Source organism: Flavobacterium sp. 2755 (assembly GCF_031455715.1).
In the GTDB taxonomy this organism is placed as follows: domain Bacteria; phylum Bacteroidota; class Bacteroidia; order Flavobacteriales; family Flavobacteriaceae; genus Flavobacterium.
Map to the genome: position 1 here is coordinate 36,217 of NZ_JAVDTG010000004.1, position 12,164 is coordinate 48,380.

10 protein-coding genes are annotated in these 12,164 nt (G+C 32.0%); 4 read left to right on the forward strand and 6 right to left on the reverse strand.

All coding sequences use genetic code 11. The features are described from left to right. Together J2Y38_RS10615 and J2Y38_RS10620 are read left to right on the forward strand one after the other, a co-directional pair. The gene (locus J2Y38_RS10615) at positions 1-789 is read left to right on the forward strand and encodes a hypothetical protein (RefSeq protein ID WP_309842138.1); all 789 of its coding nucleotides are present in this window, start codon (positions 1-3) and stop codon (positions 787-789) included. Positions 790-923: 134 nt separating this feature from the next. Then, the gene (locus tag J2Y38_RS10620; RefSeq protein ID WP_309842140.1) at positions 924-1,583 is read left to right on the forward strand and encodes a hypothetical protein; all 660 of its coding nucleotides are present in this window, start codon (positions 924-926) and stop codon (positions 1,581-1,583) included. Positions 1,584-1,710: 127 nt separating this feature from the next. Here J2Y38_RS10620 and J2Y38_RS10625 read toward each other — a convergent pair whose 3' ends face one another. Continuing rightward, positions 1,711-2,349 carry an MEDS domain-containing protein gene (locus J2Y38_RS10625; protein ID WP_309842141.1) on the reverse strand — a complete coding sequence of 213 codons (639 nt, stop codon included), beginning with the start codon at positions 2,347-2,349 and terminating at the stop codon, positions 1,711-1,713. 255 nt (positions 2,350-2,604) lie between these two features. On the opposite strand from J2Y38_RS10625, the gene J2Y38_RS10630 reads away from it, so the two are divergent. Continuing rightward, positions 2,605-4,290: a S41 family peptidase gene (locus J2Y38_RS10630; RefSeq protein ID WP_309842143.1), complete on the forward strand. Its 1,686-nt coding sequence runs from the start codon at positions 2,605-2,607 to the stop codon at positions 4,288-4,290. A 26-nt stretch (positions 4,291-4,316) separates the two neighbouring features. Here J2Y38_RS10630 and J2Y38_RS10635 read toward each other — a convergent pair whose 3' ends face one another. After that, a complete protein-coding gene (locus tag J2Y38_RS10635; RefSeq protein ID WP_309842144.1) occupies positions 4,317-5,015 on the reverse strand; it encodes a DUF1826 domain-containing protein in 699 nt (232 codons plus the stop codon). A gap of 266 nt (positions 5,016-5,281) precedes the next feature. Between J2Y38_RS10635 and J2Y38_RS10640 the strand changes: the two genes are divergently transcribed. Next, complete coding sequence (locus tag J2Y38_RS10640) at positions 5,282-6,013, forward strand: carboxypeptidase-like regulatory domain-containing protein (RefSeq protein WP_309842145.1); 732 nt, start codon at positions 5,282-5,284, stop codon at positions 6,011-6,013. Between the two features lie 30 nt (positions 6,014-6,043). On the opposite strand, the gene J2Y38_RS10645 is transcribed toward J2Y38_RS10640, so the two are convergent. The 4 genes from J2Y38_RS10645 to J2Y38_RS10660 all read right to left on the reverse strand — a co-directional run bounded on the left by J2Y38_RS10645 (position 6,044) and on the right by J2Y38_RS10660 (position 12,160). Then, on the reverse strand, positions 6,044-7,336 hold the full coding sequence (locus J2Y38_RS10645; RefSeq protein ID WP_309842148.1) for an HlyD family efflux transporter periplasmic adaptor subunit: 1,293 nt from the start codon (positions 7,334-7,336) through the stop codon (positions 6,044-6,046). Between the two features lie 4 nt (positions 7,337-7,340). Continuing rightward, on the reverse strand, positions 7,341-9,533 hold the full coding sequence (locus J2Y38_RS10650; protein WP_309842152.1) for a peptidase domain-containing ABC transporter: 2,193 nt from the start codon (positions 9,531-9,533) through the stop codon (positions 7,341-7,343). Positions 9,534-9,540: 7 nt separating this feature from the next. Then, on the reverse strand, positions 9,541-10,752 hold the full coding sequence (locus J2Y38_RS10655) for a DUF6625 family protein (RefSeq protein WP_309842155.1): 1,212 nt from the start codon (positions 10,750-10,752) through the stop codon (positions 9,541-9,543). Positions 10,753-10,921: 169 nt separating this feature from the next. After that, positions 10,922-12,160: a lanthionine synthetase C family protein gene (locus J2Y38_RS10660; RefSeq protein WP_309842156.1), complete on the reverse strand. Its 1,239-nt coding sequence runs from the start codon at positions 12,158-12,160 to the stop codon at positions 10,922-10,924. Positions 12,161-12,164 lie beyond the last annotated feature (4 nt).

The window sequence follows — 12,164 nt, forward strand, 5'->3', positions numbered from 1 at the left end:
ATGAAAAGTACAAATGAACCATTTTATGAACTAGAAATAAAAACAGCTCATTGCTTTATAGAAATATTAATTAATGAGACCCCTATTTTCAGTCATTATAAAAGTGACGGTGTTGCTGTAGATTACCCAATAAATGATGCTATCCTTAGTAGCGGAAAGCAATCAATCAAAGTAAGGATATTGTCTGCAACAGAAGATGAAAATATCTTCAAATATGCAACTTGTGAATTGAAAATTTTTGCAAAAGAAGCAAACATAGAGGCATTAGGCAGAAGTTTGGTTTATGAAATACCTATGATTGATTTTAAAGAAAAGAAATTACCACTATACGAAAATATTTATTCATTTATAGCGAACGTACCTTATAAAAATGCAGGTTGGGAAAATTCTATAGATTTAAAAAAAAATGATGAAGATTTGTTGTTAAAGGAATTAGAAAATCATTTACAGAAAATAATATCTATTTATAATTCAAGAAATGAAAAAGAATATGAGAAATTTTATAAAGATCGAACTATAGAGCATAACAGAAGTTTTTATTTGACTTCTGATGAGATTAAAGAAAATAAGGATTCTATTTTTTATGGACTGCCTGAAAAAATAGAATCAATCGATAAAAGGCTTTACAAACTCGTCTTTTATGGAAGTAATAAGCTCGTTTCGTTACAAGCGAAACATCAACCAGCAGGGTTTGTTTTTGAATCTATAAATAAAGGCGAATATGGTTTTACTGAAATGGTTTTGTTCCATAAAAAAGGTATTAATTCTCCTCTAGAAGTAATACGTTAGTTTCCCTCGCTAGCGCGAGAATAAGTTCCTAAATGCAAAAAATATATTTATTATTATAAAAATACAACACAAAACATCATGACTAAAAATATTATTTTATTCCTACTTTTATTGTTTGCATCGATATTTACAAATTGCAAAGGACAGGAAATCTAAGTGCCAAATCACTTGCTGAAGAATCTTTAAGATTAGAGGATTTTGATTTCAATACCAAATTATCAACTTTATTACCTGAAAGTAGTAAAAGTAAAAAGTATCATGGATATTACGAGATAAAAAATGAGCTTATAGAAGTTGATACAGTTTCAGAAATAACATATGACGGTAATAAAAAAGTGCGAATTGATTACAGACAACGAAGCTATTCCAGCAGAGATACTATGGCTAAATTTTGTGAATTCGAATTTAATGCTATTAATCTTGCAACGGATTTAAGTGGAAAGATAATACTTATTCATGCAGTGATAGATAAAACAGACTTGAAGCAATCTAAAGATTTAATTGATATTTTAGATAAAAAATATGGAAAAGCAAAAAAAAGCAAAAATGCCTTCTTTGAAAATAATTTTGACATCTACACTTGGCATTTAAAAGACAGAATCATTAGATACAGTCTTGTTTTTGATAAGGAAGAAAATATGGTATATCTTAAAGTAGATAAAAACAATAAAAAGATTGAAAAAATAGACGCAAAGAACGAGCATTTCAAAGGATACTTCTATATTATCAAAGACGAAGATAAGGATAAAGTTTTTGGAAAAGATAAATCTGGAGATTTAGTATATGTCGAATAAAAAACTTCCTCTAATAGCAAGGACTTAATTATTTACATAGTGCTTAGAATAAGATTCCGATAGTGCAGATTTGTAATCCGCACTATCAAAATCTTATTCTAACGATTGGGCTAACAAAAATAATCGCTTAAGATTTAAGCGCTCCAGATCGAGAATTCGAAATACTAGAAAGCAATTCCAAAGGTTCTACATAATGTGGATTTTTGCGTATTTTTCCACCCTTGATCACGTAAGGATGTGTAAGTAATGCATCTGTAATTGCACTTGGGCTAAAACTATTAATATCGTACATACAAATTAGTGAAACTGAATGTTGTGGAGTTAGCAAATTCAGTTTGGCTTCATACTCTAAAAGTTCATCAGTACCGGGAAGGTTTTTGAGAGCCCAAACCATATCGCCGCACGCTCTAACGCTATCATAATCAGCTCTTGAAGCAGATAATAGAGTTTGTTCGAGCATTTTGTACATTTTTTCAGCAGCAAACTCACCGCCATTGATATAAGTGTTTTCAGAAGCCAATACTTCTAATTGACCACTTAACAGTTTTTCAGTAATAGATATTCCATTATCAGCCAGACAACGGCAATGCTCACTATGTCGGTTTCCCTCAAGGATATTAATTACTTTATCATTGGCTCCTAAACCTTCCATAATATAAGGAATAATTACCTCATATTGTTGTTCCCTGGAATCGAAAAAACCGCAAATGTGCATTGGAGCCAACAATGATTCTCCACATACCGAAAAAGATGTCTGTTTGTTCATACCTCAAATGTACGCAATTAATTGTCTTCAATAGACTTGCTCAATGCTGAAATTTTTAATATCAATTAGTACGTTCTTACTGTTGCATTGTTTTAAATTTCTATCACAAATTAATCCAGCGGTTATAATACATAAACTGGATTTTTGTGTACATAAAAAAGAACTTTATTATCCCCTATTCTAATTGTTATTAATCTACTTTGCAACATCAATTAAAAGAAGAATAATTGATCATTAAGTTTTAAAAAAACATTCATGAACAAGAAAAATATTTTCGCAATTGTGCTTTGCTTTTGTTTTGTTATGCAAATGCTTTCTCAGGAAAAACAAGTAATTAGTACTACTGAAAAGTATAAACAATTTGGTTTAGTATGGGGATTAATGAAATACCATCATTTTGAAGTAAGTAATGGAAAATACAATTGGGACGAAATATTTGTCGAAAATTTTGATAAGCTTGAAAGTGTTATTACGCAAACAAATCTCGATGCATTTTTATTAAATTTTATTTTATCGATTCCAGAAAGTAAAATAAAAACCGATACTAATACGGATAATTTATTTATAAAAAATGTTGACTATAATTGGATTGAACAGTATTCAGCCAACAAAGAACTTTACACCAAATTAAAAAAATTAGAAAACAACACAAGTATAGGCAATTACTATACTTCAAAAGGCGGAATCCCGACTTTTGAAAATGAAAAAGGCTTTAAAGCATTTGACTATAAAATTAAAAGCCACAGATTATTAGAACTATTTAGTTTTTGGAATGTTATCCAATATCATTATGTAAATAAATATTTAATGGATAAAAACTGGTACAGCCAGTTAGAAAATTTTGTTGGCAATTTCGCAAACGCTAATTCTCAATTAGATTTTGAGCTGGCAAAAACCCATTTAATTGTATCGCTTAACGATTCACATTCGTATTATTTTTCAAAAACAGTATTAGATTCTCTATTTAAATTCAAGCCGCCAATCGCAACAATGAATATTAATGACACTCTGGTAGTTACAGGAACTTTCAATAAATTGGTAGAAAAAGACGATTTGAAATTAGGGGATTTGATTGTTGAAATTAATGATATAGACATTAAATCATTTCGAAAGCAAAAGACAGGGTCAATGATTTCTTCTTCAAATGAAAATCATTTAAGATATTGGACCAGACTTTTAATGTTCAATAAAGAAGATAGCCTTAAAGTTAAGATAAAAAGAAAAGATTTTGTTACTACAAAATATATTCATCTCTATAAGACTTTTTCTAAAGATGAGGATTATTCTGATCTACCATTTTTTTCCTATAAAAAAGAATGGCAAATCATTGATGATAATATTGGGTATATAAATCTAAGTAAAATTACAAAAGAGGATACAAAAAAAGCATTTGAAGCATTTTCTAATACAAATGGGATTATAATAGACTTAAGAAATTATCCGAAAAATATTTCGGGCTCAGATATTGCAGAATATACCTATCCGGACAGGAAAGAATTTATTAAAGTTCTTTCTCCATTAAGAAACAGACCTTCGCTGTCAAATTTTGGTAAGCCTTCGATTAGTATTATAATGGATCCTTTTAAAGCTGGCAGCAAAAACTCAAAATACTATAATAAAAAAATTATTCTGTTAGTAAATACTGCCACTCAAAGTAAGGCTGAGTATATTGGTATGGCTATTCAGGCATCTCCTGCTTGTATAACTGTAGGTGAAACGACATCTGGTGCTCCAATGAATATTGCCGTTTTCAAACTTCCTGATGAGACAGAATTTCAATTTACCGCTATGGGAGGCTTTTATCCTGATGGAACGAGTGTGCAAGGAAAAGGTTTAAAAATTGATCACTATGTTAAGGAAACTACATCAAATTTTACTGCCGATCAATATATTATGAAAGGAATTGAATTAATAAAAGCTGCAGAAAACCAAGCAAATTAATTCTTGTATATTTTTTAAGGATATATCTAACAAATCAACAACAACCTATATTCCCCTTCATTTTCTATTGGTGCTCTATGAATACAAGGCAGCACTTGTTGTTTTGGATGATCTACAGCCAAACGCCAAAGATGCCCTAAACCTAAATTAATAGGTTCTGCATCCTGATGTAGCTGATAATGCAAATCAAAATAATTTTCCTTTAAAAAGTCTTCGAATTCTTCCGTTGATCCATCATGCAGTTCTTTTAGCTTTGCCCGGATTTCGGGAATTAGGATTTTTTGTTCTGCCTGTGAATTAGAAACAATATCACTTGCCGCGCCGTGATAGGTACATAAAAAAGTATCTGTTGCAATGGGCGAACGATCAACATGAAACGAATACACATCTGTAGATATGAAATCAAATTCATCATCACGTTCATAACACTTCAGTAAATTAAGAGAAGGCGAAGCTCCAAAATCAGTTAATAATTGTAAATCATTTAAGATTATTTCTCTTGCTGTATTTCCCTTTTTTGAGAGTTGGAGTGCGATTAGATCTTCGGGAGAAACTTCGGTTATATTTTCTTCTAAAGATAACTTGGTTACAATTTCGTTAAAATCACCATCTAAATTTCTGTGCCAGCATAGCGCATTCATTTCTCCTTTGAAATTGGTATTTACAAGATCAGAGAATGTAGATACTGTTCTTATTTGGTTACTGTCAGAAAATGTATTGTTCATAGTGTAATAGTAAGAAGCTAGCTGCTTCCTGCATTACAAAATTATGTTTATCGCTGTAAACTTTTGTAATTATGCAGGTAATATTTTTTGTATGCTAACTTTTAAACATTAATAACTTGTCCTGCAGGTCACAAAACATATTCTATTTCTTCAGAAATGCTTTTTTTTTAATCATTTTAAACTTATAAAATGACGATGATTGATTAATTTTACTATATTAGAATCTCTATTTTAATTAATGAAAAGTTTAAAAACCACTATAAGTCTTGAAGAATAATTTCCTTTTTTTATTTGTCTTACTATTATTTTTCCAGTCTATTACAGCACAGGAAGAAGTTGAAAAGACTATTACAGGCCAAATATTTTCTGAGACCTCTCCGCTAGAAGGTGTTACTATTACAAATACAAAAAGTAAACAGAGTACGATTTCTGACCAAAACGGAGACTTTTCTATTGCTGCCAAAGAAGGCGACATTTTAAAATTTTCTACTGCCGAATATGAAACTTTAGTAAAACAAATCAAGCCAGAGGATTTAAAAACCAGCTTTTTTACTTTACATATGACTGCTGCCGGTATTGAACTAAAAGAAGTAATTATAAATGAATATGCAGACATTACTGCCGAGAAACTTGGCATAGTGCGTCCGGGGCAGGTGAAGTTTACGCCGGCCGAACGAAAATTATACTCAGGATCTGGTGGTGTTGTTGGGTTTATTAATTTACTAACAGGTGAATTAAAAAGTTTAAAAGCAAATGTGGAGGTAGAAAAGAAAGAAATCTTACTCCGCAAGTTAGAATATATGTTTGAAGACAAATATTATATGGAAAATTTAAAAATTCCTGGTGAATTAATTAAAGGTTTTAAATACTATTGTGTTGAAGATGTTGAATTTGGAAAAGCAGTAAATTCAAAAAACAAAACAATGTGCATGTTTTTAATTATTGAACTGGCCTCCAGTTATAATAAAAAAAGAATTTCTACAGAAATTACCGAGTAATTTTCATGAAATCTTTTTTGCAGACTACTTTTATACGGTTTCAAAAAGTTCCCTAAATTGATACAGAATACGTTCTAAAAACCTTAAATCTTCTGTAATAATACCTGCGGTTCCTTTCATTTCCTGCTGAAAAGGAATTTGTTTTTTATAGGAAGATTGGAGTCCGTTGGGCATTGAAACATCAATAAGCAGGTTTCCATCCTTATCCGGAACCAAAGAAATATTATTTACTTTTCCTTGTAAAACTCCAAATTCCTTATCAGGAAAGTTAAATAGTTTAATTTGCACTTTCTGTCCTACTTTGATTTTTCCAGAATTTAACGCTGAGGCTTTTATCCTGCCTAAATATTCTTTTTTTAATTGAGGTATAATCGAAAACACATAATCTCCCGCTACAATTGATTGATTATTAGTCCAAACCTGTAAAAAAGTTACCACTCCGGAAACTGATGTTTTTAAAGTATAAGCAAGTTCCCAGTCTTTTATAGCTTTTTTAAGCTGATAAAAGGCCTGAATAACATTTCGATCCAGATTTACTGCTTCTGTAGTTCCATTTATCTGGGAGTTCTGGTTTAATTTTGTGTTATCAATTAAGGATGATTTTAATTGGGAAATGGAAGAAAGCAGGTTTTTATAATTTTTTTCGGCCTGAAAATATCCTAGCTTTTTACTTTCAAAATCCTGTGTAGAAATGATTCCTTTATTGTATAAAACCTCAAAGCGATTGATCTCATTTTTTTGAAGTTGCATTTCTTTTTGGTTAATTAATTTTTGCTGTTCAAGCAGGTTCAACCGTTCTTTTATTTGAATACTTTCTGAAAGCTGGGCTTTACTTTCTATTTCAAATGGTTTAAACTGCGTATTTAATTCCTGAGCTGTGCATGCTTTTTGAAAAACTGCGTACGCATTTTCAAGGTCTCCCAACTGTGCATTTTTTAGCAGATGAAATGGAAATTTTTGGGTATCATTCAAATTAAAAGAATCCACACATTTTTTTAGAACAAAAACATCTTTATAATCTGCACTATTTTCAATGACAGCGAGTGTTGTATTTTTTACAACCGCTGTTTTATTTTTTATCAAAACCGCTTCAATTCTTCCAGAAGTTCTTGCAACTATTTTCTCTGGTGGGATTCTGGTCGTTATAACAATCTCCGAAGTTACTACATCAGGGTATTTTAAAAACCATGAAATAAAAAAAAGCATTATGATAATTCCAAAAATTAAAAATGTTCCCCAGCGAATCATCCAATGCGGCATACGGGTAAGGATATCCTGAACTTCTTCAGTTCTTAATTCAATTGTAATTTTGTTCTCTGCCATATATTTAATTTCCTAATTGCAGCTGGTTTTTAACCAGTTCAAAGTAATTCCCTTTTTGTTCTACCAGTGCAGAATGGTTTCCTATTTCTATGATTTTTCCTTTTTCAAGTACCACAATCTGATCAGCATTCATTACTGTACTTAGTCGGTGGGCAATAACAACTACCGTTTTATCCTGAAAAAAAGTATCTAGTTTACCCATAATAACTTTTTCATTATTAGCATCCAGAGATGAGGTGGCTTCATCAAAAAACAGCATTTCGGGATTTTTGTATACTGCTCTGGCAATAAGCAAACGCTGTTTTTGTCCCGTACTCATTCCAACTCCTTCATTTCCAATTTTAGTATTATAGCCCAGCGGCAGTCCTAAAATGTATTCTGTAATATTAGCCACATCTGCCGCATAAACGAGCTGCTGCTTATCGATTAAATCGACACCTACGGCAATATTATTAGCGATGGTATCATTAAAAATAAAACCTTCCTGCATTACCGCGCCAATAGCAGCTCTCCATGACTGCTGGGCAATGTTTTTGAGCGCTGTGCTCCCCAAAGTAATCTGCCCATTTTGAGGATCGTAAAACTTTAGCAATAATTTCATTAAGGTTGTTTTTCCGCTTCCGCTTGCCCCTACAATTGCCGTTACTTTACGGGCTGGAATAATTAAATTTAAATGGTCTAAAACAGGAATATCTGCCCCTGGATAACGATAGGACAAATCTTTTATCACAATATCGCTATCCTTAGGGACATCATGTGTTTGATGTATTTTCTGCTGGAGTTCATCTTCTTTATCATGAATTTCAGAAAGTCGGGCCAGTGAAATTTTAGCATCCTGTAACTCCCGCACAAAAGAAATAAGCTGGGCTATTGGTCCGTTTAAACTTCCCACAATAGAACTTATTGCCATCATCATTCCCAGAGTTATGACTCCATCGATTACGAGTTTTGCCGAAAGAAAGACAATAAAAATGTTCTTCAATTCATTAATTACTGATGAACCAATGGTCTGGGTTTGTTCCAGCACTAAACCTTTTATAGAAACCCGGAACAAGCGCGCCTGAATAAATTCCCATCCCCATCGTTTTTGCTTTTCGGCATTATGGAGTTTTATTTCCTGCATACCATTAATCAGTTCCATTACTTTGCCCTGCTCCTGACTCACCTCTGCAAAACGTTTATAATCGAGTTCTTTTCTTCGTTTTAGAAAAAGTGTAATCCATCCGAAATAAAGAATACTTCCTGCGAAAAAAACACAAAATACCTGGAGATTATAGTATGCCAGAACAGCTCCCATTACAAACATATTTATTACTGAAAACAATACATTTAAGGAAGAGGTTGTCAATATTTTTTCTATGCGGTGATGATCGTTTATACGCTGCATAATATCTCCGGTCATTCTTACATCAAAAAAAGAAATAGGCAGGTTCATTAATTTGATAAAAAAATCAGAGATCAGGGAAATATTTATTCTGGTAGAAAGATGTAATAATATCCAGCTTCTAATAAATTCCAAACCTGTTCTTCCTGCAAAAAGAAACAGCTGCCCAAAAAGGACAAGATAAATAAAGTTGATATTTTGGTTTTGAATACCAACATCAACAATACTCTGTGTAAGGAAAGGAAAAATAAGCTGCAGTAAACTACTCGCCAATAAACCTATGCTGAGCTGAATTAAAAAAGATTTGTAGCGCAGTACATATTGTGTTATTAAACCAAATCCAAATCCTTTGTTTTCTTCTTTATCTACATCTGACTGAAAGAATTTGGGAGTCGTTTCTATCAATAATGCAATTCCTTCTTCTGTAGATTCATCTGCATTATTTCCTATCCAAAATTTAATAAAATCCTGCTGGTTGTATTGAATGAGGCCAAAAGCCGGATCAGAAACATAATAAACCCCCTTTTTTATTTTATAAAGCACCACATAATGATTCTTGTTCCAATGCAGGATACAGGGTAATACTGTATCTTCCAGCATATCGGTATTGAGCCTTACTCCCAGTGTTCTAAAACCTATTTTTTCTGCGGCATCACTTAACAAAAGCAGGTTACTTCCCTCACGGGTTGTTTCGCTTATCTCTCTAAGTTTCTGAATATTGAAATTCCTGCCGTAATATTTAGCAATTATTTTTAAACATGTGGGACCGCAATCCTTATAATCTGTTTGCTTGTAATGTATAAATTTTCTCAAGCGCTGCTTAATTTTCCAGTTTATTATAAGTGTTGCCGTAACCCTCATCAGATATTAAACTAAATCTTTTGTAGGTATCGTTACTGGCATTTTCTAACCTGAAAATGAATGACAGTTTTTCTGCAAAAAAATAGTTTTTATTAAACGTCATTCTGTACAGTAAAACTTCGTCTAAATCACCCAGTTTTAAATAATTTTCTCCTTCGTCCCCTTTTTTAATTATGATTTTTACTTTACTTAAATAATAAAGATATTCTCCTTCATCAATACAAGTAAGCTTGTTTTTAAATACGTTTATAGTAAAAAAAGCATCAATGCGTTTGGCCAATCTCCAAAATGATGGTTTAATACGATCGTAATACAAAAGATTGAGAAGCGAAAAAAGTGCATTGTTTTTTCTGTAGTCGTGTTTGTCAATGTAAAAAACATCTGGAATTAAGTCCCACTTCATCACATTATTAGAAAAAATATTTCCTTTATAATTTAGCAGATGATATAATAATATTTCCAGTTTGTCGTGATAACAAAACATTCCGTTTTCCCATTTTAGTCTTCCTGCGGTTCCTTCACAAATTAAAAAATCAAAATGGGCTTTTAATTTACCTTGATTTTCTTCCTGAAGTATAATGTGCTGCATGGTTTCAATTTCGCACTGTATATTAAAAATATCTTCTTTTTCTTTAATAGCAGACTGTTCAAAATTAGTTTCGTCAAAAGCATAATTTTTAGGAGTTGTGAAAATCATTTCATAATCCCTGCTTTTTTTAAATAATGTATTAATATAGTCTGTGTTTCTAAAAAGCATACAGCAGGCTGTTATAAAATCATGTCTTACACACACAATATCAAATTCTTCCAAAACTTCTTCCGTCATAAACTCCCTGATTCTGCCGTAAACAACGTCTATATCTGTTATTCCCCAAAAATCATAATCTTCTAAATATTCTGAAAACAGAAATCCATAAGCCGGTTTAAAATCACAAAGTTTATAAGGCTTGTTTAAATTCACTTCAAAGCCAAGTTTTGCTGTTGCCAGCGTATTAAAATCATCTAATGTAAAAGGAATAATTTTTACATTATGAGGTACTTCGTAATCAAGGACATTATCTGTTAAAATAAAAAAATCTACAGTTGGATTAAACTCACAGGATTTCAAGAAAAAATTAAAAAACCATGGAAATTTCCCGATGTAACAATTAACTAAAGCAATTTTTTTCATAAATCAAAGATTATAATGTTATGTTCTGACTCTCAAATTAAGCTGTAAATACTGCAAAGCAGCACTAGACAAGAAAGCTGATGAGCCCTTGTTTTTTTTTAAAATAATAAATTTATATTCCTGCAAATTATTTGACGATGAAGGCAATAACGGCAAACAAAATTCCTCGTTACTCTTCAATGCTCATTAGCAAAAGATCATCCCAGGGGTATTGAGTTCCATTATAAGAAAGCAGACAAAGTAATATGCCCGAGAGTCCCTGCAGTAATCCATAGGTTACTCTTTTTTCTGGTTTGTACTCTGCGTTGTAATCGGTTTGGTAAAAGCCTAAAGAATTAAGATTAAAATCTCTTTCTGCAATTCCTGTATCAAACCAGTATTCTTTTGCTTCTTTGTACACACTTTTTCCTGTATTTTCAAACAGTTTATTGTAAATATGCATTGTTCCAAAATAACCGTGGCAGATACCATGTTCCTCTAAAAGGGATTCATTTATTTTTCTTTCGGCAGATTTCCTGCAAATTTCCTCTCCAAAGGTATACCAGGATTCATTTTTACAATATTTTGCAGCCTTCAAAATACAAAGCCCTAAAGCAGAATCACCATAACACCACCCTAAACGACTTTCTTCCTGAGAGGTGCTGTTGAGATTAAATATGGGTGGAAATTGGCTCAGATGTTCATTACTTTGAATTTTTCTCAGGTAATTAATAGCACCTTCAATCATTTTATAACATTCATTTTGTGCAATACCTTTTTTGTACAACTCAGACAAGACACTTATAATTCCTGATATCCCATGAGCTAATCCAAGATTGACCAGTTCTTCCCGATAGGTAAATGTTTTGTTTACCGGATCAAAGGAATAAAATATCCAGTAACAGCCGTCTCCATCCCATACAGCTTTCTCATATAATGTGGTAACAAATTTTGACAAAAGTTCTTTTTCCGGATAGAATTTAAGTATATAAGTGATTAATCCTGAAGCTCCTCTAAAAAAATCAAAATCGAAAATTTCTAGAAAACGCGCCGTGCTTTCTGCCAGAAGTGTATTTAGATCGTCAAACCAGTCCGGATCAATTTTATCTTTTTGATTAAGCTGATAAGCCGTCTGGAGTGCATAAGTAATTCCTCCGAGGCCAAAAGCCAGAGAACTGTCCAGATGTTTCGTTTCAATATCATTTAAAATGCCGTTTATACATTTTTGTATGGCATTGTCGACCTTTTTTTTATAGGCTGGATTTAAATGAAAACAACTGTAATACGACAATGCTATTAAAATCCCGGGTTTACCGTGCGTTATAGTATGATCAGCATCTGAAATACTGTTTATTAATTCCAGAATTATCTCATCTGCCAGATTCTGGATATCAGCACTTTCTAAAGTTATATTTTTTTCCTGCATCATAGCA

What these genes read in the sequence shown, in the direction of transcription:
- J2Y38_RS10625 (WP_309842141.1), bottom strand. Translation starts at nt 2,349, where the DNA reads ATGAACAAACAGACATCTTTTTCGGTATGTGGAGAATCATTGTTGGCT.
- J2Y38_RS10660 (WP_309842156.1), bottom strand. Translation starts at nt 12,160, where the DNA reads ATGATGCAGGAAAAAAATATAACTTTAGAAAGTGCTGATATCCAGAAT.
- J2Y38_RS10635 (WP_309842144.1), bottom strand. Translation starts at nt 5,015, where the DNA reads ATGAACAATACATTTTCTGACAGTAACCAAATAAGAACAGTATCTACA.
- J2Y38_RS10645 (WP_309842148.1), bottom strand. Translation starts at nt 7,336, where the DNA reads ATGGCAGAGAACAAAATTACAATTGAATTAAGAACTGAAGAAGTTCAG.
- J2Y38_RS10615 (WP_309842138.1), top strand. Translation starts at nt 1, where the DNA reads ATGAAAAGTACAAATGAACCATTTTATGAACTAGAAATAAAAACAGCT.
- J2Y38_RS10630 (WP_309842143.1), top strand. Translation starts at nt 2,605, where the DNA reads ATGAACAAGAAAAATATTTTCGCAATTGTGCTTTGCTTTTGTTTTGTT.
- J2Y38_RS10655 (WP_309842155.1), bottom strand. Translation starts at nt 10,752, where the DNA reads ATGAAAAAAATTGCTTTAGTTAATTGTTACATCGGGAAATTTCCATGG.